The following is a 21,345-nucleotide window of genomic DNA, read 5'->3' as shown; positions in this document are numbered from 1 at the left end:
AGATCATCGACCCGTCTCAGCAACGAGGAGGTTCGCCACCAGCGGAAAGCGTCCGCAGCCCGTCGATGGCATGCGTCAGGGTGTCCACCTTGATCAGCTCGATGCCCTTCTCGTCAGCAGACGTCGCCTCGTCGCAGTTGTCGGCGGGCACCAGGAAGACCGACGCGCCGGCGTCCTTGGCCGCGGTGATCTTGTGCGTGATGCCGCCGATGGGGCCGACCTCGCCGTCGCCGGTGATGGTGCCGGTGCCGGCTACGAACTTCCCGTCGTTGAGGTCACCGGTCGTCAGTTTGTCGACCACCGCAAGGCTGAACATCAGGCCCGCAGACGGTCCGCCGATGTTGGCCAGGTTGAAGTCGATGGAAAACGGGGCCCACGGCGCGTCGAGCACATTGACCCCGAGGACACCGTGCGGACGGTCCGGCCGCGAGCCCAGCGTGATCTCGGCGATGCCGGCAGGCTCGTTCTTGCGCCGGTAGTCCACGACGACCTTCTGCCCCGGTTTGGTCGCCTGCACGATCTTGCTGAACTCGTCGAGGTTGGCCACCGGGGTGTTGTTCACCGCGTCGATCGCGTCGCCGGCCTGCAGCTTGCCCTTCGACGGACCCTTCTCGTCGATGCTCTGCACGGTGATAGCCATCGGGTACTTCAGGTAGGACAGCGCGGCGTACTCGGCGCTGTCCTCGGAGTTCCGGAAATCGGTGGTGTTCGCCTCGTCGATCTCCTCGCGCGACTTGTCGGGCGGATAGACGAGTTCGCGCGGGATCAACTGATCGCGCCCCGAGGCCCAGAAGATCAACGCCTGCCCCAGTGTCAGCCCGTCCATCTGCGAGACCGTGGTCATGTTGAGGTGCCCGCTGGTGGGCTTGACGTCGGTTCCCTCGATGTCGACGACTTCCTTGCCGTCCACCTCGCCGAGCGTGTTGAACGTCGGCCCGGGCCCGAGCGCGACGTAGGGCACCGTCACCGTCGTCGCGAGCACACCGAACGCGATGATCGGCACGAGCGCCACGATCAAGGTGGCAATCCGCCTGTTCACGCCGTTCACAGTAGAGGCCACCGGCAGGTTCACTCTCAGCGTGACCCGCGTGCCCGCATCGACGCGCCGCGATGAGTACCGTTGGGGGCATGGCTGACCTGCCTTTCGGCTTCTCCCCCGGGGACGATCCTGAGCGCGACAAGAGCAAGAAGGACCCCGGCTCGGGCTCGGGTTCCAACGGCGGCCCCGGCGATCCGTTCGGCGGCGCGTTCCCCGGCGGCCAATTCGACATGTCTCAGCTCGGGCAGATTTTCTCCCAGCTCGGCGAGATGTTCAGCGGCACCGCGAAGTCCGGCGGCGGCCCGGTGAACTACGACCTCGCGCGGCAGCTCGCGTCGAACTCGATCGGCTTCGTCGCCCCCGTCTCCGAACAGACCACCTCGGCGCTGAGCGACGCGGTGCGGCTCGCCGAGACCTGGCTCGACGGCGTCACGCCGCTGCCGGCCGGCACCACCCGGACGGTGGCCTGGACACCGACCGACTGGATCGACAACACGATGCCGACGTGGAAACGGCTGTGCGATCCCGTCGCCCAGCAGCTCTCGACGGTGTGGGCGCAGGCTCTGCCCGAAGAAGCCCAGGCGATGGCCGGCCCACTGATGGCGATGATGTCGCAGATGAGCGGCATGGCCTTCGGCTCCCAGCTGGGCCAGGCGCTGGGCACGCTGTCGAAAGAGGTGCTGACCTCCACCGACATCGGCCTCCCGCTCGGCCCCTCCGGTGTCGCGGCGCTGATGCCCGAGGCCATCGAGGCACTGGCCGCCGGACTCGAGCAACCGCGGAGCGAGGTCGTCACGTTCCTGGCCGCGCGGGAAGCCGCCCACCACCGGCTGTTCAGCCATGTCCCCTGGCTCTCGACGCAGCTGCTCAACGCCGTCGAGGCGTTCGCCAAGGGCACCAAGATCGACATGAGCGGCATCGAAGAGTTCGCCCGCGACTTCAACCCGGCATCGCTGACCGACCCGTCGCAGATGGAACAACTGCTCAACCAGGGCATCTTCGAACCCAAGGCCACACCGGAGCAGACCGCCGCGCTGGAACGGCTCGAGACATTGCTCGCCCTGATCGAGGGGTGGGTGCAGACCGTGGTGTCCAACGCCCTGGGTGATCGCATCCCCGGCACGGTCGCGCTGTCGGAGATGTTGCGACGGCGCCGGGCCAGCGGCGGGCCGGCCGAGCAGACGTTCGCGACGCTGGTCGGCCTCGAGCTGCGGCCCCGCAAGATGCGGGAGGCGGCCGCGCTGTGGGAGAAGCTGACCGACGCCGTCGGGGCCGACGCCCGCGACGGCGTGTGGGCGCACCCCGATCTGCTCCCCGACTCCGCCGATCTCGACGAGCCGGCGGCCTTCATCGACCGCGTGATCGGCGGGGACACCAGCGACCTCGACAGCGCGATCGAAGCCGCACTCACCGAGGGCGACGCCGCCAACGAGGACGGTGGCGACGGAGCTCAGGACCCGCCGCGCGACGCCTGAGGGCTGTGGATAACTCGGCTCGGCGCGTGACGGGCGTGTCAGTGTCGTCGCATGACGCGCTACGCCCTGGACTCCGCCACCCCAGTGCTGTCCCGCCCCGACGGCACCGTGCAGGTCGGCTGGGACCCCCGGCGCGCCGTCGTCGTACACCCACCGCCCGGCCTGGCCACCGGTGTCCTCGCTGAGCTGCTGCGAGCACTGCAAGCCGCCGCGACTCTGCCCGAACTGCAGGTACTGGCCGCTGGCCGCGGCGCCGACGCCGCCGTGGTCACCGACCTGATCACCCACCTCGTCGACTCCGGCGTCCTGACCGCCGCACCACCGCCACCCAGCCGCTCGGCGTCGGTCCGCGTCCACGGTGACGGACCGCTGACGGACCTGATCGCCTCCACGCTCGCCGGCTCCGGCGTCCGCGTCAGCTCCAGCAGCAGGGCCCACGCGTCGGCCGCCGGCGCCGACCTCGCCGTGCTCACCGACTACCTGGTCGCCGACCCCCGGGTAGCGCGCGAGCTGCACGACGCCGGTGTCCCCCACCTCGCGGTGCGCGTCCGCGACGGCACCGGCCTCATCGGCCCTCTCGTCATCCCCGGCGCAACCAGCTGCCTGCGATGCGCTGACCTGCACCGCAGCGACAAAGATCCCGCCTGGGCGGCCGTCGCCACCCAGCTGACCCGCACCGTCGGCACCGCCGACCGCGCCACCGTGCTGGCTACCGCGGGGCTGGCGTTGCGCGAGATCGCCCACATCCTGCGCCTCGTCCACACCGACGGCGGACCCGCCGCTCCGCCCCCGGCGACCGTCGACACCACGCTCGAATTCGACCTGAACACCGGCACCGTCACCGCGCGCCGATGGTCCCAGCACCCCGACTGCCCGTGCTGAGCGGCATTATCCGGTTGGAAGTTCAGCTGGGTCGTGGATGATGGACTGGTGAGCGACATCAAGCGGGGCCGCGCCGCGCGCAACGCCAAGCTGGCCTCGTTGCCGGTGGGCATGGCCGGGCGTGCAGCGCTGGGCTTCGGCAAACGGCTGACCGGCAAGTCCAGGGACGAAGTGAACGCCGAGCTGATGGACAAGGCCGCCCAGCAATTGTTCACGGTGCTGGGCGAACTCAAGGGCGGCGCGATGAAAGTCGGCCAGGCCCTGTCGGTGATGGAAGCCGCCATCCCCGAGCAGTACGGCAAGCCCTACCGCGAGGCGCTGACCAAGCTGCAGCGCGAGGCTCCGCCGCTGCCCGCAGCAAAGGTGCACCGGGTCCTCGACCAGCAGCTGGGCACCAAGTGGCGGGACCGCTTCCAATCGTTCGACGACAAGTCGGTGGCCTCGGCCAGCATCGGCCAGGTACACAAGGCTGTCTGGGGTGACGGGCGCGACGTCGCGGTCAAGATCCAGTACCCGGGCGCCGACGAGGCGCTGCGCGCCGACCTGAAAACCATGCAGCGGATGGTGGGCGTCCTCAAACAGCTCAGCCCCGGCGCCGATGTCCAGGGCGTCGTCGACGAGCTGATCGAACGCACCGAGATGGAGTTGGACTACCGGCTCGAAGCCGACAACCAGCGTGCGTTCGCCAAGGCCTACGCCGGCGATCCGCACTTCGTCGTGCCCAACGTGGTGGCCAGCGCCCCCAAAGTCGTGATCCAGGAATGGATCGAGGGCATCCCGCTGTCGCAGATCATCCGCGAGGGCACCCAAGAGCAGCGGGATCTGATGGCCACCAGGCTCTTCGAGTTCTCCAACGACGCACCGACGCGGCTCGAGATGGTGCACGGCGACGCCCACCCCGGCAACTTCATGCTCATGCCCGACGAGAAGATGGGCGTCATCGACTTCGGCGCGGTCGCCCCGATGCCGGGCGGCTGGCCGGTGGAGCTGGGCCAGATCATGCGCTACGCGCTGGACAAGAACTACGAGAAACTGCTGCCCACGATGGAGAAGGCCGGCTTCATCCAAAAGGGACAGCAGGTGTCCACCCGCGAGATCGACGACATGCTCAAGCAGTACGTCGAACCGCTGGAGGTTCCCGAGTTCCACTACACCCGAAAGTGGTTGCAGCGCATGACAACTCTGGAACTCGACAAGGCAGCGGGCCAGATCAGGGCCGCCCGCCAGATGGACATCCCACCGAAGCTGGCCATCCCGATGCGCGTCATCGCCTCCATCGTGGCGATCTCCTGCCAGCTCGACGCCCACGTGCCGACCCGCGCCATCGCCGAACGTACGGTGCCCGGCTTCGCCGACCCCGACGCGGTGTAGCGCCGGGGTCAGGCGATCACGCCGCCACGGGATCCTTGGCGTCCTTGCGCGGACGGCCCCGCGGCCGTTTGCGGGCGATGACCGTGCCGCGGTCGAAGATCTCGCCGCCCCACACGCCCCACGGCTCTTGCCGTTCCAGCGCCGCAGTCAGGCACTCCCGCCGGAATGGGCAGTCTCCGCACAGCGCCTTGGCGCGTTCGAGATCGCGCGGGTCCTCGGCGAACCACAGGTCGGGGTCCTCGACATGACACGGCACCGCCAGCTTCGATCTCTCACATGTCAGGGAAGACATGTCCGGTCCTTTCGCTTCCTGGTCGTTTTCGTCTTGTCTTGTGCTCTGTCGGGGATCGGTGACCAGGTCTGTCAAAAGACGAAGGCCACGGATCCGGTGTCGGGTCCGTGGCCTTGGGGAGGCGGTCGAGGCTCTGTCTAGGAGAAGCCCCTCACGGACGCGGCAGCCGTGCCGGCGGCGGCGCGGCGCTTGCGCGCGGCGGCAGCGGTGGCGGCGACAGCAGCGGGTGCGGAATGCACCTCGGCAATGGCGCGCGGGAACCACGGGGTGCCGGCTACGGCATAGAACATGTGATTGCTGATCATGATGACGGCACCCTCCTTTCGCACGCGGAACGTTCGTGTGTTGCTCTGAGGCTAGACGGTAGCAGGAAATACTTTCAACACATTTTTGACCAGCGCTTTTGGCGCGATCTTTACGTTTTCTGGCGCTCTTTGACCAACGCGAGCACGTCAGCGCCGTACTGCTCCAGCTTGCGGGCGCCGATTCCGGGGATCGCGACGAGCGCGGCGTCGTCGGTGGGGAGCGTCTCGGCGATCGCGATCAGCGTGTTGTCGGTGAACACCACGAACGCCGGCACGCTCATCTCTTTCGAGATACGTAGGCGCCAGTCCTTGAGCTGCGCGAGCAACTGCTCGTCGATATCGGACGGACAGGATTCGCAGCGGCGGAGCATGATCGCGGCCGAGGCGGTCAGCGGGGTGTTGCACACCCGGCAGCGCGGCGCGGGGCCACGAGGTTTGCGCGGCCTGCTGGGGCCGTCCTCACGCTGCGACTGCGGGGCGATGCCGTTGAGGAAGCGTGACGGTTTACGCCCCTGCCGCCCGCCGGGCGTGCGCGCCAGCGCCCAACTCAGCGCCAAATGCACACGGGCCCTGGTGATTCCGACGTAGAAGAGACGACGCTCCTCCTCGACCTGTTCACTGTCGGGACCGTGGGACAGCGCGTGGGAGATCGGCAGGGTGCCGTCGGCGAGGCCGACGAGGAACACCGCATCCCACTCCAAGCCTTTGGCGGCGTGCAGCGAGGCGAGCGTGACGCCCTGCACCACCGGTGGATGGCGCGAGTCGGCGCGCTGCCGCAGCTCGGTCAGCAGCGTGCGCAGGTCGAGCTGCGGACGCTGCGCCACCTCGTCGTCGACGAGATCGGCCAAGGCGGACAACGCTTCCCAGCGATCACGCGCGCGGGTGCCGGCCGGCGGTTCAGCTGTCAGGCCGAGCGGCTCGAGGGCGGCGCGGACGAGGTCGGGCAGTGGACCGTCGACGTCCCGCTCGCCGGCACGCTGCAACGCCACGAGCGCCTGGCGGACCTCCTGGCGACTGAAGAAGCCCTCGCCACCGCGCACCTGGAACGGCACACCGGCCTCGGTGAGCGCCTCCTCGTAGACCTCCGACTGCGCGTTGATGCGGTACAGGACCGCGATCTCGGCTGGCGCGGTACCGGATTCGACGAGCCGCTTCACGCTGCGTGCGACCGCGGTGGCCTCGGCGACCTCGTCGGGATGCTCGGCGAAGGTCGGGTTCGGGCCAGGGGGGCGCTGTCCGACCAGATGCAGCCGGCTGCCCGCCATCCGGCCACGGGCCGCGGCGATGACCCGGTTGGCCAACGACACCACCTGCGGCGTGGACCTGTAGTCGCGCTCCAACCGGACCACGGTGGCCTCCGGGAAGCGCCGCGAGAAATCCAGCAGATAGCGGGGCGAAGCGCCGGTGAACGAGTAGATGGTCTGGTTGGCATCGCCGACGACGGTCAGATCGTCGCGATTGCCGAGCCACGCGTCGAGCACCCGCTGCTGCAACGGCGTCACGTCCTGGTACTCGTCGACGACGAAGCAGCGGTAGCGATCGCGGAACTCTTGGGCCACCGCGGCGTCGTTCTCGATGGCGGCGGCCGTGTGTAGCAGCAGGTCGTCGAAGTCGAGAAGCATCAGGTCGTTGCCGCGGGCCTTGAGCGATTCGTAGCCGGCATAGGCGGCGGCGACTTTCGCTGCGTCGAACGGAATGTCGCGCCCGGACCGGGCGACCGTCGCCGCGTAGTCCTCGGGGCTGATCAACGACGCCTTCGCCCACTCGATCTCGCCCGCCAGGTCGCGCACGTTGTCGGTGCCGGTGGGCAGCCCGGTGCGATTGGCGGCCTGGGCGACGACGGCGAACTTCGAGTCGAGCAACTGCCAGTCGGTGCTGCCGACGACGCGGGGCCAGAAATAGGCGAGCTGGCGGCGCGCGGCGGCGTGGAAGGTCTGCGCCTGCACGCCCCCGGTCCCGGTCCCGTCGTCGAGCGTGCGCAACCGGGCGCGCATCTCCCCCGCCGCGCGCTGGGTGAACGTCACCGCAAGCACCTGCCCTGGGGCGACATGCCCGGCCGTCACCAGATGCGCGATGCGCCGGGTGATCGTGCGGGTCTTGCCGGTGCCTGCGCCGGCGAGCACGCACACCGGGCCCCGTGGGGCGAGCACCGCCTCGCGCTGCTCCTCGTCGAGATCCTCGAGCAGCTGGTCGCGCGAAGCCGTCGGGGACATGGCGACCATCATGTCAGCGCGGCCCGACAAACGCGGGCTGCGGCGGGGCATGTTCGCCGGGTCGGCTACGTTGAAGTGCTTATGAGCGCTGACGACACTGCTGCGGTGACCATGTACACGACGTCGTGGTGTGGGTACTGCGTGCGCCTGAAGAAGGTGCTGAAGAACGAAGGCATCTCGTTCACCGAGGTCAACATCGAAGAGGACCCGGCCGCCGCGGAGTTCGTCGGATCGGTCAACAACGGTAACCACGTGGTGCCGACGCTGAAGTTCGCCGACGGCTCGACGCTGACCAACCCCAGTGGCGCGCAGGTCAAGGCGAAGCTCGCCGGCTGAGCCCTCGGGCCGGGGTCAGTCCAGGGCAGCCCAGGATTCGATGATCTCCCGGGCGATCGAGATGGAGCCCGGCAGCAGCAGCCGCGAACTGCTCTGCGAACTCCAGTCCCCCTGATCCAGCGCCTCGCGAATCTCGGCGCGGGTGAACCAGTCCGCTTCGGCGATCTCGCCGTCGTTGAACGCGAACGGCTGCTCGGGATCCGCCTGTGCGTGGAAGCCCACCATCAGCGAGCGCGGAAACGGCCACGGCTGAGAGCCCAGATACTCGACGTTGGTGACCGAGAGACCGACCTCCTCGGCGATCTCGCGGGCCACACACGATTCGAACGATTCACCGGCCTCGACGAAGCCCGCGAGGATCGAGAACAGCCGCGGCGGCCACACGGTCTGGCGCGCCAGCACCGCGCGGTCGTGTCCGTCGTGCACGAGGCAGATCACCGCCGGGTCGATGCGCGGGAACTCCTCCTGACCGGTGATGGTGTTGACCCTCGACCAGCCCGCCTTCGTGGCTTTGGTGGGTGAGCCGTCGACCGGACTGAACCGGGCGCTGTCGTGCCAGTTGAGCAGCGCTGTTGCGGTCGCGGTCAGCTGAGCGCTCACGTCGTCGAACACGTCTCCGGTGCGGCGCAGGTCGAGCACATGGACGTCGGCGTCCGGGTCGTCGGGGGGTTGCAGTTCGGAGCGCACCGCCCACACGTGGCGGCCGTCGTCGAGCCGACCGAGGAACACGGCGTCCTCGGGCGGCGCGCCTGCGGCGTCGGTGGCGCGGTTCAGGACTGCCTTGCCGTCGGCGATCAACACCTGGTTGCGTCGATCCACGCGCAGTAGCAGTGCGTCGGCCCAGCCGGCGACGGCTGCGTCGACGTCGGTGCGCAGCGTGTCGGCGCGGTCGGCGCCCACCCGGGACAGCAGCGGGATGTTGCGTAGGCGGAAGCTCGTCACCGGGTCCCCAACTCGACGTAATGGCGGAAACGTCTCGCACTTTCTCGCCCAAACGTCGGTTTGGGCGTATGTGGGGTGCGGGTCATCGTTCGGCGTCCGCGGAACGGATGTAGAGCAGTCGATCGCCGAGTTCGAGCGCATCGACCTTCGGGTCGTCCACGCGGATCAGCGTGCCACCCCGCACCACACCGAGCACGATGTCGGACTGGTGCCGCGGCGAACCGCCCGCCTCCTTGGGCGTCACCTCCCGCTCGGCGATCGCGAACCCCTCGTCGGGGGTCAGCAGGTCCTCCATCACCTCGACGACACTCGGCGTCTGCACCGCGATGCCGAGCAACCGGCCCGCCGTCTCGGAGGTGACGACCGTGGAGTCGGCCCCGGACTGCTTGAGCAGATGCTGGTTCTCCGCTTCGCGGACCGCGGCGATGATCTTGGCGTTGGGCGCCAACTCGCGCGCAGTGAGGGTGACGAGGACCGCGGTGTCGTCGCGGTTGGTGGCCACGATGATCGACTTGGCGTGCTGCGCGCTGGCCAGCCGCAGCACCTCGGAATCGGTGGCGGAACCGCGAACCGTGACCAGCCCCGCGCTCTTGGCCCGTTCCAGCGCGGCGGGGTCCTCGTCCACGACGACGATGTCGGCGGGCGCGACCTCGTCGCCGACCATCGCCGCGGCGGCGGTGCGGCCCTTGGTGCCGTAGCCGACGATGATGATGTGGTTGCGCACTCTGCTCCTCCAGCGCTGGATTTGGTAGACCTGGCGCGACTGCGTGGTGAGCGTCTCGACGGTGGTGCCGATCAGCACGATCAGGAAGGCGACGCGCAGCGGGGTGATCACCAGGACGTTGATCAGACGCGCCGAGGGCGTCACAGGGGTGATGTCGCCGTAGCCGGTGGTCGACAGCGACACCGTGGCGTAGTAGACGCAGTCCAGGAAGGACAGCGGGTCATCGGGGTTGGGCGCGCTCTCGACATCGCGATAGCCGTGGCGGTCCAGGTAGACGATGAAGACCGCGGCGAAGAGCGCGGTGAGCGCGTAGATGACCCGGACAGTGATGCGCCGAGCCGGGCTGACCAGCGTGGTGGGGATCTGCACCCGGTCGGTCAGCGCATGCACCGGCTGATCGGCAAGCGATTGATCGAACCGACGGAGGCGTCGACGCAGCGAACCCTCAGCCACGGGGGCCAGTCACGGTGTGAGGCTGTCGCACCAGCACAATGTAATCATGACCTCCTCCCCCGCTGCAGTGCAGCAGCTCGCGTCGTCTTCACGCGGTACCAAAATGGGCATCTGGCTGATCGGAATGGGAATTCTGCACTTCGTGGTTCCCAAGCCGTTCGACTCGATCGTTCCCGAGGAACTGCCCGGCACGCAGCGGTTCTACACGTTGGCCTCCGGCGTGGCCGAGGTCGGCGTGGGCACCCTTCTGGTGACACCCGCGACCCGCCGTTTCGGCGCGCTCAGCGCCATCGCGTTGTTCATCGGCGTCCTGCCCGGGAATGTGAACATGTGTCGGTTGTGGTTCAAGGACCCCAGCAAGTCGCTGCCGATGCGGCTGATCTCGATCGCTCGGCTGCCGCTGCAGTGGCCGATGATCAGCCAGGCACTCAAGGTGTACCGAGAGAGCTGACGTCAGGCCGCGTCGGTGCCGGCCGGGTCACCAGGATCGGCGAGCAGCGCCGCGAGTTCGTCGGTATCCGGCCACGTCTGCGGCGTGACCGTCTGTCCTGACCGGACGTAGTGGAACGCCGCGCGCACCGAGGACAGCGGGCGGCCGTGCAGCCGAGCCCACGCCAGCCGATACACGGCAAGCTGAACAGCGTTGTGCTGCAGTTCTTCCTGCGTTGAGGGCGGCTCACCTGTTTTCCAATCGAGCACGGTGACCCCGCCGTCGTCGTCAGCGAACACCGCGTCGATGCGGCCACGCACGACCCGACCGCCGAGCATCATGTCGAACGGGACCTCGACGTCGATCGGCGTGCGCGCGGCCCATTCCGACACCGCGAATGCGGACTGCAGATCCTCGAGTTCGCCGCGATCGTGCCGGCCGGCATCCACCGCACCGGGCAGATCGTCGAGATCGAACAGCTTCTCGGCCTGGTAATAGCGTTGCACCCATTCGTGAAACACAGTGCCCAGCAACGCATGCGCCGCTGGCGGGCGGGGCAGGCGGCGGTGGAGGCGCCGCGCCGCGGCCTCGGGGTCACGACCCAAGTCGACCATCGCACTGACTGACACCTGTGCGGGCAGCGGAGGAATCACGGACTGCTCGGCTCGTTCCCGCTCGGCCAGCAGCGCGTCGACATCTGCGATCCAGCCGTGCGCGTCGTCGACGATCACCGGCTCCACCTGCCCCGCCATGGCTGCGTTCACCAGCGCGGCACCCTGATGCACGCCGGGACGCCGGCTCGACAGAGGGTCGTGAGGCCACAACGCCTCGATCACGCGGCCGCGCAGCGGATTGGGATCCCCATCGGCGGGCGCATCGGCCCAGACGGCGACCTCACCGCACGGTGTTCCCGCCGCCTCCGCCGCGTCGATCGCGTCTTTGAGTTCGGTGAGGAACGTCGACGGCCCGCGGGGCTTGGACTCGGTGGCACCCCAGTGATGGCCCGACACCAGAAGGGTGTGTTCGGAGCGGGTGAGCGCCACGTACAGCAGCCGCCGCTCTTCGTCAGCACGCCGTTGATCCAGGCTCCGCTTGTGATCGGAGATCGTGTCGGACAGCGACTTTCGATCGTTGACCCGCGATGTGTCGAGGACGGGGACGCCGAGCGCGGACACCGCGGCGCAATCCCCTCGCAACAGCGGGGGCAGGTCGGCGGCATCGGTGAGCCATGTCCGCGGTGACGCCGTCGACGGGAAGACCCGACCGGACAGATGCGGCACGGCCACGATCTGCCATTCGAGACCCTTGGCTGCATGCACCGTCAGGATCTGCACGCGGTCAGCAGCGACCGCGACCTCGGCAGGCGCCAGACCGTTCTCGACCTGTTCGGCCGCGTCGAGATAGGCGAGCAACCCCGAAACCGTTGCGCCGGAACGGGTGGCGAAGTCGGCGACGACGTCGGCGAACGCGTCGAGATGCTCGGTACCCGACCATCCCGCCGATACCGGCCGCGCAGCCCGTGCTTCGGCATCCACGCCGAGCATCCGACGGACCTCGGCGACGAGATCGGTCAGCGCCCCGTCGAGGTGGGCGCGCAGCGCCGCGAGTTCACGGCCCAGTTCGACGATGCGGGCGAAGCCATCGGCCGAATAGGCCGTCGCAGGCCCCGGGTCGCAGACAGCGTCAGCCAGGCACGCCGCATCCGCCTCGGGGCCGAGCTGGGCCAGGACCTGCTCGGCGCTGCCGCGCTCGGCCGCAGGCGCATCGTCCAGCGTGACCGCGCGACGCCAGAGAGCCACCAGATCGGCGGCACCGAGGCGCCACCGCGGGCCGGTGAGCACCCGCACCGCGGCGGCTCCCGCCATCGGATCGGCAGCCAACCGCAGCATCGCCACGACGTCGGCAACCTCGGGCACCGCCAGCAGCCCCGCCACCCCGACCACCTCCGCGGCGATGCCGTGGCGTGCCAGGGCATCGGCCATCGGCGCCGCGTCCGCGTTACGCCGCACCAACACTGCCGCCGTCGGTGCCACACCCGTCGCGCCGGTCGCGGCGCGGTAGGCGTCGGCGACCTGCCCGGCGACCCACTCCCGCTCGGCTTCGACGTCGGAGAGCAGCGCGCACCGCACGTCTCCCGCCACGGCGTCGGGGCGAGACAGCAGCGGGCGCACCGACACCGAGCGCTGCCGCGCTTCGGTGGACACCTCGTTGGCCAGGTGCAGCACCTCGGGAGGGTTGCGCCAACTCGTGCGCAACTCCAGCGTGGGAGCCGGCGTGCCGTCCCTGAAAGGAAAGTCGGTGGTGAACCGCGGCAGGTTGGTCGCCGATGCGCCGCGCCAGCCGTAGATCGACTGGATGGGATCGCCGACGGCGGTCAGCGCCAGACCGTCGTCGACACCGTTGCCGAACAACGACGTCAACGCCACGCGCTGCGCGTGTCCGGTGTCCTGGTATTCGTCGAGCAGCACGACGCGATAGCGCTGCCGCAACTGTTCACCGACCTGAGGGAACTGCGAGGCCAACCGGGCGGCCGCGCTCATCTGGGTGCCGAAATCGACCACACGCTCCTCGCGCATCCGCTGATGCAGCGCGTCGATCAGCGGCACCAGCGCGCTGCGCTCGGTCTGGGTGGCGAGCATCCGCAGCAACCACTGGCTCGGCCCGCGATCGCGTTGATAGGGGCCCGCAGGCAAGGTGTGCACCAACTGCTCGAGCTCGACGTGGGTGTCGCGCAGCGATGCCGTGTCCACCAGGTGTTCGGAGAGTTGACCTGCCAGGCGCAGCACCATCGCGGTGATCGACGCCGGCGACTTCTCGGTGTCCAGCGGCCCTGGATACTCGCAGACGACACGGAAAGCCAGCTGCCACAACTCCGTTTCTCCGAGCAGTCGAACGTCGGGTTCGACGGGGAGCAGCAGCCCGTGTTCGCGGAGCAGCGTGCCGGCGAAGGCATGGTAGGTGCTCACCGTGACGGGATCGTCGACGAGGCCAGCCGCGTCCGGCAACGCCAGCCCGGCACCGGCGAGGCGTGCGAGCCGCGTCCGCACGCGGCGGAGCAGCTGCCCGGCAGCCTTGCGGGTGAAGGTGAGGCCCAGGACTTCGCCGGGAGTGGCGAACCCGTTGGCCACCAACCACACCACCCGTGCGGCCATCGTCTCGGTCTTCCCCGCCCCCGCGCCGGCGATCACGACCAGCGGGCCGGGCGGAGCGCAGATGACGGCGGCCTGCTCGTCGGTGGGCGCGAAAATGCCCAAGGCGTCGGCCAATTCGGCGGGACTGTAGCGCGGGTTCATCGATCCTCACTCGTGCTCTGGCGGGCCGGACACATCGCTGCCATCGGGCAGTGCGCACAGCCGTCGTTGACTCGGGCCACGAACTGCGGTCCCTGTGTCGCCGCAGCGGCCTCGCTCACCTGAGCGCGCCACTGCGCGTGACCTTCTGGTGTCAGCGCGTCCTGTTCCCGCTCGGTGGCGCTGCCGCCGCTGGTCTTACCGAGATAGACCAGCTTTCCGCCGCCGGGTTCGGCGGTGTCGGCCAGCAGGCCTTCGGCGACCGCCAACTGGTACATGGCCAGCTGCGCGTGAGCCTGGGCATCGTCCTTGGTGGCCGGGCTCTTACCGGTCTTGATGTCGACCACGACGAGCCGGCCCTCGCTGTCGCGTTCAAGGCGGTCCAGGCGGCCGCGGATGCGGACCGCGGGCTGATCGTCGGCGGCGGCCACCACCTCACCGTCGACGCCGATCTCGGTGCCGACCTCGGTGAAGCGGTTGCGCGTATCGGCGCGCCAGCGGGTGAACGTGCTCAACATCTCCTGGTGGCGCTCGAACTCGTTGTCCGCGTGCCACTGCGCGTCGAACGGCAGCGCGGCCCAGATCCGGCGGAGCTCGGTGTGCAGATGGGTTTCGGAGACGGCGGGATCGGCCACCAGGGCATGCACCAGTGAACCCAACGCCGAGCGCACGTCCCGCGCCGAGCTGCCGCCGTGGCGTTCCAACAACCACCGCAGGGGACAGTCCAACAGCATCTGCACCGTCGACGGCGACAGCGTGACAGCCTCCCCAGCGCCATTCCAGAGCGCCGCCTCGGTCGACACCTGGCGAAGCCCGTACCAGGACTCCGGGGCCGCCCCGTGCACACCTGCCTCGGCGAGACGCGCCAATTGGGTTGCCGCACAGACCCGATGATCCTCAGCGACGTCCTGCGGCGACGCGCACACCACCGATCGCAGGCGCCCCACCACGGCGTTGGCGGCGAGTACCCGCGGGGCACGGACCGGGCCCTCCGACTCGGTGTGCTCCTCGGTGGCCACCGCAGCGAGCTCACCACAGAACGGCGACGGCAGCAGTGCCGCATCGCCGGTGTCGCTGTCGACGGCGGTGACGAGAAGCTGGCGGCGTGCGCGGCCCACCGCGGCGATGAGCAGCCGGCGTTCCTCGGCGAGCAGAGGTGCCCGCCCCGACAGCGTGCGATCGGCCGGATCGGCGACACCGTCGAGGACATCGACGAGCTGTTGCGTCGCGAGAATCCCGCCGCGCGCCGACACATTCGGCCACAGGCCTTCCTGGAGCCCGGCGATGACGACGACATCCCACTCGCGACCCAGCGCCGAGTGCGCACTGACCAGCGCCACCGCGTCGGTCGCCGGGCGATTGTCGGAGCGGGCCGGCGGCAACGTCAACCCGGCGACGTGATCCACGAGCCCGCGCAGGGACGCGCCGGCGGTGCGCTCGACGTACTGCTCGGCGACGTCGAACAGGGCGGTCATCGCATCCAGATCGCGCTCGGCCTGTTCACCCCCGGGACCGCCCCGTTCGGTCGCGGCCAACCAGCGCCGCTGCAAGCCGCTGCGATTCCACGCCTGCCACAACGTATGTCGCGGATCGTCGCTGCGCCGCGTGCTGTCGCGCGCGGCCTTGAGCACGGTCGCCACCCGTCGCAGCGCGCGGTCGAGCTCGCCGGGCACAGCACCTTCGGACCGGCCAGTACTGCTGGAGCCGTCCACGGCCGCGATCAGCAGCTCACCGAAGTCAGCTGCGGGGTCGGCGGCGCGTCGCCGCAATGCGCGCCGCAATTGACGCAGCGACACCGGGTCGACCCGGCCGATGGGTCCGGTGATCACAGCCAGTGCGCGCTCGGCTGTCAGTCCCTCGACCGTTGCCTCCAGGACCGTCATCAGCGCCCTGACCGCGGGCACCGCGATCAACGGTGCGTCGCTGTGCAGGCCGACCACCGGGACGCCGGCCGCAGTGAGCGCGCGAGACAGCGCGGGTCCCATTCTGGGCACGGAGCGCACGATCACCGCCATGTCGGACCACGGCACCCCGTCGACCAGATGGGCACGGCGCAACGCGTCGGCGATCACGGCGCATTCGGCGTGTGGGGTCGCAGCGATACGCACCGTCACCGCCCCTGCCTCATCCGTGCCCGTCAGCGCCCGAGTGCTGTCGCCGCCGGGCAGCCGGCGAGTAAGCGCCTCGACCGCGCGAGCCACCGACGCTGAACACCGGTGCGACTGCGTCAGCGTGATCGCCGGACCTTCCCCACGCAGCAGCTCGGGATCGGCGCCCCGATAACCGAACACCGTCTGATTCGGGTCGCCGGCGATCACGCAGAGTTCCGCGCCGGCGGCCAAGACCTGCACCAGCCGCGCGGCCTGCGGGTCGAGGTGTTGCGCATCGTCGACGAGCAGCAGTTGCACGCGCGCTCGTTCGGCGGCCAGCAGGTCGGCGTCGGCTGCCAGCGCTTCGAGGGCGGCACCCACGAGCTCGGCAGCCCCCAGCGCAGGCACCGTGGCCTGCGGAGCAGCCATGCCGACCGCGGCGCGCAGCAGCATGATCTGCTCGTAGGCCTGCGCGAACCGGCCGGCCGCCTGCCATTCCGGGCGCTGTGCGCGCCGTCCGAGACGTTGCAGCGCAACCGGATCGACGCCGCGCTCGTTGCACCGGGCCATCAGATCCCGCAGTTCGGTGGCGAAACCGACCGTCGCCAGTGCGGGCCGCAGCCGCTCAGGCCAGCGCACCGGCGAGGCGTCGCCGTCTTCGAGGTCGCCGGCGAGCAACTCGCGGATGATGCCGTCCTGCTCGGCGCCGGTGATCAGCCGCGGTGGCGCACCTCCGGAGCGCTGCGCAGCCAGCCGGAGCACAGCGAACGCGTAGGAATGCACGGTGCGCACCAGCGGCTCACGAACGACGGTCTGGTCCCCCGCGGCCAGGACCTTCGCGGTGATCGTCGCGCGCGCCTGGGCACTCAACCGTGACGAGCCCGTGAGCAGCAGAACCGATTCCGCGTCCCGGCCGGCGGCAAGGTGTGCCGCCGCGGTCTCGACGAGCGCCGTCGACTTCCCGGTTCCGGGGCCTCCGAGCAACCGGACCGTGCCGCGCAACCCGGGACGCTTCAGTGCCTCAGGGGACAACTCGGTGTGCGGCGCAGACATGGACGCACTACATCACGAGGGTCCGACAAACGACCCGAACTGGTGCGCCGACCGGCATCGATGGCAGCATCGTGGGGTGACCGACCTGTTGTGCACCTACCGATTCGGACCGGCCTCACGCGCCCGGGTTCTGGCGATCCACGGCCTCACCGGCCACGGCAAGCGGTGGGAGACGCTGTTCGACCGGCACCTTCCCGACGTACCGGCACTGGCGCCCGACCTCCTCGGCCACGGCCGCTCGTCGTGGGATGCACCGTGGTCGATCGAGGCCAACGTGAGTGCGCTGGCGGCACTTCTGGACCGCGAGGGCGGTGAACCGGTGGTGGTCGCGGGCCATTCGTTCGGCGGTGCGGTGGCACTGAATCTCGCTGCGGCACGGCCGGACCTGGTGTCTGCCCTGGTACTGCTCGATCCGGCGGTGGCGCTCGACGGCCGGTGGATGCGCGAGGTCGCCGACGACATGTACGCCTCGCCCGACTACACCGACCGCGCCGAGGCCCGCAACGAGAAGACGGGCGGCTCGTGGGGTGAGGTCGAGCAGGCCGAACTCGACCGCGAACTCGACGAGCACCTTGTGGATCTGCCGAACGGCCGGGTGGGCTGGCGGATCAGCATTCCCGCGATGCTCGCCTACTGGAGCGAGCTCACCCGGCCGGTGCCGATCCCGCGCGACGGAACACCCACGACGCTGGTGCGTGCCCTGCGTACCGACCCGCCGTACGCCAGCGGCGAGCTGGTCGCCGCGCTCGACGCCGGATTGGGGCCGAATCTTACTGTACTGGAATGGGATTGCGACCACATGGTGCCGCTGGCCAAACCCGCGGAGACGGCCGCGCTGATCGAAGACCTGCTGCGCTGAGATGGCGGCGATCACCGACGCGCAGGTCGAGGCCGTCCGCGCACTCGTGGCCTCGGTGCCCGCCGGATCGGTGACCACCTACGGTGACATCGCCGCAGCCGCCGAGCTGTCCAGTCCGCGTATCGTGGCCTGGATCATGCGCACGGATTCGTCAGATCTGCCGTGGCACCGTGTGATTCGGGCGTCCGGGCGCCCCGCGCCCCATCTGACGACTCGCCAGCTCGCCCGATTGCGTGCCGAAGGGGTGCTGGCCGTCGACGGCCGCATCCCCCTGGCGCAGCATCGCCACACCTTCTGACTCAGCCGTTGAGAAAGCACGGCTGTGCCCGACGCGAATTCACGACCAGGAATTCTATTCCGCGGCAGAAGATCCGATCACACCGCCAGGCGGACCAGGGACGCCGTCCGCGCCAGACCCGGGAACGCAGCCGCCGTCGACCGCGGATGCAACGCATGGACGGCGAGGCGGAACAGCAAGGCCCGCAACAACATCTGCGGCCACTCCGGCAGGGCTTCCCAGCGTTCGATCAGGGCGTCGTCGGCCTCTCCCCACGAGAGCGCGTCGACCACCACGACGCCCGCGGCCCAGGCGGGCGGCCGCCAGTACGGCGTGATGTCGGTGATGCCGGGGGCTGCGGTGCCTGCGAAAAGCACTGTGCCGTAGAGATCCCCGTGCACCAGCTGGCTCGGGCTCTTCGTCGGCCTGCGCAGCGTGGCGAGTTGATTGATGAGGTCGATCGACTTCTGCCCGTCCGCCGTCCCCGGAGCCACCCGCGCACCCGGCGGCAGCGAATGCAGGGGACGCTCTTCCCACGCGGCACGATCGGCGGCGATGAAGACGTCCACGTCCGCCCACGGCGCCACCGGCGGCTGCGTCAGGAACCGCGGCCGCTCCAACGTCGCGGTGGCTTCGTGTAACCGGACCGCGGCCGAGACCACCTCGTCGTGACGGGGTTCCGGTGTGCCCGCGACATAGGTGTCGGCGCGCCAGCCGGCGACGACGTAGCGTCCGTCGGTGGACCGCACCGGCCGCGCGAGCCGGATGCCGTCGACGAACAACGTCTCCCGTACCTTCGCCGACCAGGCGGCGCGGGCATGATCGGCCACCATCGAGAGCACGACCTCACCGCAGCGCCAGCCGCCCTCCCAGCTGGACCCGAGCGGCACCGGCTGCACTCCGGACAGCCCGAAGGCCGTGAGGACATGCTCGGGTGGTCGCTCGAAGGTCACCGCATCAGCGTAATTGCCGCGACCGCCAACCCCGCGTTAGTACATCACCATGTCGGGTTCGAGTTGCTTACCCCACGCCACGATTCCGCCCTGGACGTGCATCGCATCGGAGAATCCGGCCTTCTTGACGATGGCCAGCACCTCCGCGGAGCGCACCCCGGTCTTGCAGTAGAAGACCGGCGTGCGATCGACGGTCAGCTTCGACAGCGCCTCGCCGGATTCGAAGGCGCCCTTGGGGATCAACTGCGCACCGTCGATATGGTTGATGTCCCACTCGACGGGTTCGCGAACGTCGATCAGCGCCAACGGCTTCCCCGAGTCGAGCAGCTCGGCCAGTTCGCGCGGGGTGATCGTCGACTCCGCGGCAGCCTCGGCGGCGGCTTCGGAGACCACACCGCAGAACTCCTCGTAGTCGATCAGCTCGGTGATCTTCGGCGTGGCCGGATCCTTGCGGATCTTGATCGTCCGGTAGGTCATGTCCAGCGCGTCGTAGACCATCAGCCGGCCGAGCAGTGGCTCGCCGATGCCGGTGATCAGCTTGATCGCTTCGGTGCCCATCACCGAAGCGATCGATGCGCACAGAATGCCCAGCACACCACCCTCGGCGCAGGACGGCACCATCCCCGGCGGCGGCGGCTCGGGATACAGGTCGCGGTAGTTCAGGCCCAGGCCGTCGGGAGCGTCCTCCCAGAAGACCGACACCTGGCCCTCGAAGCGGTAGATCGATCCCCAGACATACGGCTTGCCGGCGAGCACGGCGGCATCGTTGACCAGGTAACGGGTCGCGAAGTTGTCGGTGCCGTCGAGGATCAGGTCGTAGTCGCTGAAGATCTCGACCGCGTTTTCCGGCTCGAGGCGGACCTCGTGCAGGATCACCTCGACGAGCGGGTTCACCTCGAGGATCGAGTCCTTCGCGCTCTCGGCTTTGGAGCGTCCGATGTCGGACTGGCCGTGGATGATCTGGCGCTGCAGATTGGACTCGTCGACGACGTCGAACTCGACGATGCCGATCGTGCCGACACCGGCAGCGGCGAGGTAGAGCAGGGTCGGCGAGCCGAGGCCACCGGCGCCGATCACCAGCACGCGGGCGTTCTTCAGCCGCTTCTGACCGTCGAGGCCCAGGTCGGGGATGATCAGGTGACGGCTGTAGCGGGCGACCTCGTCGCGGGTCAGTTCAGCGGCTGGCTCGACCAGCGGTGGCAGCGGTGAGGACACCGGACTCTCCTTGGTTGACTTTCGACACCCATCTCAACAGGTATCAGGGTGCAACAGCAACGAGGCCCCGACGCTTCCCGGACGGCCCGGAGGACAGATCAGGCGATCGGATAGGGCCACGGGTTGAATCGGCAGGTCTTCCCGTCGGGGGTGACCGTACCGGGGTCGAACCGCGCGGCATCGTTGTTGCTGGTCGAGAACGTCTGCTGCATCATCACCGGGGCCAGCTCGCCGCTGACCGCGCACTGCTCGTGTCGGGGATAGCCGATCGCGTGACCGACCTCGTGGTTGATGACGTACTGCCGGTAGGAGCCGATGTCTCCCTGGAACGGCACGGCGCCGCGCACCCAGCGCGCCTCGTTGATGAAGACGCGTGGCTGACCGTCATATGCCGGGTTGTAGCAGGACGCCTCGAGCTGGATGTCGTACCCGCAGCCTTCCCGCACCGTCATCGGAGACGTCAGCGATACCCGGAAATCCGGCTGCACGCCTGAGGTGTCGTCGACGCGGACGAATCCGAACTGTGGGTTGTGGGTCCAGCTCTTCGGATTGGCCAGCGTCTCGCTGACCATGCGGGCGAAGCCGTCGTCGCCGCCGAAGGTCGTGGTGTCGACGCCGTCTTCGACCTCGACGGTGTAGGTGAACACCTTGCTGGTGCCCTCACCGACCTGCGGGGCGGTGCCGGGGACGACGTGCCAGGTGCGTGCGCCGGCCTCGGTGAAGGGGCCGCCTTCGGGCAGGATGCCGGTCGGCAGGTTGGCGTCGAACTGCGTCAGCCCTTTGGGCGGGGCACCCACGATCGCGGTGCTGGCGACACCGATCGTCGGCGGCCCCTGCACCGGCCCCTCGTCGTCGGCCACGGGCGGGGCGACGCTGGTCCCGTTGATGGTCTGGTAGATGACGACGGCGGTCAGAGCGATGAGCAGAGGCAGCGCATACGCGCGCCAGCCGTAGGTGGACACGAACCGTCCGAGCCATGTCTGCTTGCGCCAGCGCTGGTGCCCGTCGCGATTGGACCGGGCCCGCCCGGTCTCTTCGGCCAGCGGATCACGCTGCGCGCGCAGCGGTTCGCGCCATTCGTCGCGGAGCACCGGAACGCGACCGTTCCCGCGATGCCCCGGGTCGTAGGTCACCGACACAGGATGA

Annotated in this window: 18 protein-coding genes; 7 read left to right on the top strand and 11 right to left on the bottom strand. The window is 69.2% G+C overall.

Features of this window, described 5'->3' with window-relative positions:
• Positions 1-16 precede the first annotated feature (16 nt).
• Positions 17-1,039: a YlbL family protein gene (locus ACZYYX_RS11795; protein WP_463814574.1), complete on the bottom strand. Its 1,023-nt coding sequence runs from the start codon at positions 1,037-1,039 to the stop codon at positions 17-19.
• Between the two features lie 89 nt (positions 1,040-1,128).
• Here ACZYYX_RS11795 and ACZYYX_RS11790 point away from each other — a divergent pair, with 89 nt between their 5' ends.
• The 3 genes from ACZYYX_RS11790 to ACZYYX_RS11780 are packed head-to-tail and all read left to right on the top strand — an operon-like array spanning position 1,129 to position 4,767.
• A complete protein-coding gene (locus tag ACZYYX_RS11790; RefSeq protein WP_463814573.1) occupies positions 1,129-2,514 on the top strand; it encodes a zinc-dependent metalloprotease in 1,386 nt (461 codons plus the stop codon).
• A 51-nt stretch (positions 2,515-2,565) separates the two neighbouring features.
• Complete coding sequence (locus tag ACZYYX_RS11785) at positions 2,566-3,396, top strand: TOMM precursor leader peptide-binding protein (protein WP_463814572.1); 831 nt, start codon at positions 2,566-2,568, stop codon at positions 3,394-3,396.
• 33 nt (positions 3,397-3,429) lie between these two features.
• Positions 3,430-4,767, top strand: coding sequence for a macrolide-binding ATPase MABP-1 (locus ACZYYX_RS11780; protein WP_463814571.1), 1,338 nt, complete (start codon positions 3,430-3,432; stop codon positions 4,765-4,767).
• A 16-nt stretch (positions 4,768-4,783) separates the two neighbouring features.
• Here the strand turns inward: ACZYYX_RS11780 and ACZYYX_RS11775 are convergent, their stop codons facing one another.
• From ACZYYX_RS11775 to ACZYYX_RS11765, 3 genes are all read right to left on the bottom strand, one after another.
• Positions 4,784-5,059 carry a WhiB family transcriptional regulator gene (locus ACZYYX_RS11775; RefSeq protein WP_463814570.1) on the bottom strand — a complete coding sequence of 92 codons (276 nt, stop codon included), beginning with the start codon at positions 5,057-5,059 and terminating at the stop codon, positions 4,784-4,786.
• 137 nt (positions 5,060-5,196) lie between these two features.
• Positions 5,197-5,364, bottom strand: a complete 168-nt coding sequence (locus ACZYYX_RS11770) for a hypothetical protein (protein ID WP_463814569.1) — start codon at positions 5,362-5,364, stop codon at positions 5,197-5,199.
• Between the two features lie 110 nt (positions 5,365-5,474).
• Positions 5,475-7,577 carry an ATP-dependent DNA helicase UvrD2 gene (locus ACZYYX_RS11765; RefSeq protein ID WP_463814568.1) on the bottom strand — a complete coding sequence of 701 codons (2,103 nt, stop codon included), beginning with the start codon at positions 7,575-7,577 and terminating at the stop codon, positions 5,475-5,477.
• A gap of 81 nt (positions 7,578-7,658) precedes the next feature.
• Here ACZYYX_RS11765 and mrx1 point away from each other — a divergent pair, with 81 nt between their 5' ends.
• On the top strand, positions 7,659-7,913 hold the full coding sequence (gene mrx1, locus ACZYYX_RS11760; RefSeq protein ID WP_463814567.1) for a mycoredoxin Mrx1: 255 nt from the start codon (positions 7,659-7,661) through the stop codon (positions 7,911-7,913).
• 15 nt (positions 7,914-7,928) lie between these two features.
• On the opposite strand, the gene nudC is transcribed toward mrx1, so the two are convergent.
• Together nudC and ACZYYX_RS11750 are read right to left on the bottom strand one after the other, a co-directional pair.
• Positions 7,929-8,855 carry an NAD(+) diphosphatase gene (gene nudC, locus ACZYYX_RS11755; RefSeq protein ID WP_463814566.1) on the bottom strand — a complete coding sequence of 309 codons (927 nt, stop codon included), beginning with the start codon at positions 8,853-8,855 and terminating at the stop codon, positions 7,929-7,931.
• Positions 8,856-8,937: 82 nt separating this feature from the next.
• Positions 8,938-10,032 carry a potassium channel family protein gene (locus ACZYYX_RS11750; protein ID WP_463814565.1) on the bottom strand — a complete coding sequence of 365 codons (1,095 nt, stop codon included), beginning with the start codon at positions 10,030-10,032 and terminating at the stop codon, positions 8,938-8,940.
• 46 nt (positions 10,033-10,078) lie between these two features.
• On the opposite strand from ACZYYX_RS11750, the gene ACZYYX_RS11745 reads away from it, so the two are divergent.
• The gene (locus ACZYYX_RS11745) at positions 10,079-10,483 is read left to right on the top strand and encodes a DoxX family protein (RefSeq protein ID WP_463814564.1); all 405 of its coding nucleotides are present in this window, start codon (positions 10,079-10,081) and stop codon (positions 10,481-10,483) included.
• Positions 10,484-10,485: 2 nt separating this feature from the next.
• On the opposite strand, the gene ACZYYX_RS11740 is transcribed toward ACZYYX_RS11745, so the two are convergent.
• Both ACZYYX_RS11740 and ACZYYX_RS11735 read right to left on the bottom strand, forming a co-directional pair.
• The gene (locus tag ACZYYX_RS11740) at positions 10,486-13,755 is read right to left on the bottom strand and encodes an ATP-dependent helicase (RefSeq protein ID WP_463814563.1); all 3,270 of its coding nucleotides are present in this window, start codon (positions 13,753-13,755) and stop codon (positions 10,486-10,488) included.
• Positions 13,752-16,895, bottom strand: a complete 3,144-nt coding sequence (locus ACZYYX_RS11735) for an ATP-dependent helicase (protein WP_463814561.1) — start codon at positions 16,893-16,895, stop codon at positions 13,752-13,754. The genes ACZYYX_RS11740 and ACZYYX_RS11735 overlap by 4 nt, the downstream gene beginning before the upstream one ends.
• 76 nt (positions 16,896-16,971) lie before the next feature.
• Between ACZYYX_RS11735 and ACZYYX_RS11730 the strand changes: the two genes are divergently transcribed.
• The gene (locus ACZYYX_RS11730; RefSeq protein ID WP_463814560.1) at positions 16,972-17,754 is read left to right on the top strand and encodes an alpha/beta fold hydrolase; all 783 of its coding nucleotides are present in this window, start codon (positions 16,972-16,974) and stop codon (positions 17,752-17,754) included.
• Position 17,755: 1 nt separating this feature from the next.
• A complete protein-coding gene (locus ACZYYX_RS11725) occupies positions 17,756-18,052 on the top strand; it encodes an MGMT family protein (protein ID WP_463814559.1) in 297 nt (98 codons plus the stop codon).
• A 77-nt stretch (positions 18,053-18,129) separates the two neighbouring features.
• On the opposite strand, the gene ACZYYX_RS11720 is transcribed toward ACZYYX_RS11725, so the two are convergent.
• The 3 genes from ACZYYX_RS11720 to ACZYYX_RS11710 form a co-directional block, all read right to left on the bottom strand.
• A complete protein-coding gene (locus ACZYYX_RS11720) occupies positions 18,130-18,984 on the bottom strand; it encodes a TIGR02569 family protein (RefSeq protein ID WP_463814558.1) in 855 nt (284 codons plus the stop codon).
• A 36-nt stretch (positions 18,985-19,020) separates the two neighbouring features.
• Positions 19,021-20,199 (bottom strand): adenylyltransferase/sulfurtransferase MoeZ, encoded by a 1,179-nt coding sequence (gene moeZ, locus ACZYYX_RS11715; protein WP_111512422.1) that lies wholly within the window; start codon positions 20,197-20,199, stop codon positions 19,021-19,023.
• A gap of 98 nt (positions 20,200-20,297) precedes the next feature.
• Positions 20,298-21,332 carry a DUF3152 domain-containing protein gene (locus ACZYYX_RS11710; RefSeq protein WP_463814557.1) on the bottom strand — a complete coding sequence of 345 codons (1,035 nt, stop codon included), beginning with the start codon at positions 21,330-21,332 and terminating at the stop codon, positions 20,298-20,300.
• Positions 21,333-21,345: the final 13 nt, after the last annotated feature.

This window comes from Mycobacterium sp. IDUB_1, from assembly GCF_055419625.1.
Note: the sequence above shows the minus strand (reverse complement) of the source record. Positions and strands in the feature narration are given on the sequence as shown.

What these genes read in the sequence shown, in the direction of transcription:
- ACZYYX_RS11775 (WP_463814570.1), bottom strand. Translation starts at nt 5,059, where the DNA reads ATGTCTTCCCTGACATGTGAGAGATCGAAGCTGGCGGTGCCGTGTCAT.
- ACZYYX_RS11740 (WP_463814563.1), bottom strand. Translation starts at nt 13,755, where the DNA reads ATGAACCCGCGCTACAGTCCCGCCGAATTGGCCGACGCCTTGGGCATT.
- ACZYYX_RS11765 (WP_463814568.1), bottom strand. Translation starts at nt 7,577, where the DNA reads ATGTCCCCGACGGCTTCGCGCGACCAGCTGCTCGAGGATCTCGACGAG.
- mrx1 (WP_463814567.1), top strand. Translation starts at nt 7,659, where the DNA reads ATGAGCGCTGACGACACTGCTGCGGTGACCATGTACACGACGTCGTGG.
- ACZYYX_RS11790 (WP_463814573.1), top strand. Translation starts at nt 1,129, where the DNA reads ATGGCTGACCTGCCTTTCGGCTTCTCCCCCGGGGACGATCCTGAGCGC.
- ACZYYX_RS11745 (WP_463814564.1), top strand. Translation starts at nt 10,079, where the DNA reads ATGACCTCCTCCCCCGCTGCAGTGCAGCAGCTCGCGTCGTCTTCACGC.
- ACZYYX_RS11785 (WP_463814572.1), top strand. Translation starts at nt 2,566, where the DNA reads ATGACGCGCTACGCCCTGGACTCCGCCACCCCAGTGCTGTCCCGCCCC.
- ACZYYX_RS11735 (WP_463814561.1), bottom strand. Translation starts at nt 16,895, where the DNA reads ATGTCTGCGCCGCACACCGAGTTGTCCCCTGAGGCACTGAAGCGTCCC.
- ACZYYX_RS11770 (WP_463814569.1), bottom strand. Translation starts at nt 5,364, where the DNA reads ATGATCAGCAATCACATGTTCTATGCCGTAGCCGGCACCCCGTGGTTC.
- ACZYYX_RS11725 (WP_463814559.1), top strand. Translation starts at nt 17,756, where the DNA reads ATGGCGGCGATCACCGACGCGCAGGTCGAGGCCGTCCGCGCACTCGTG.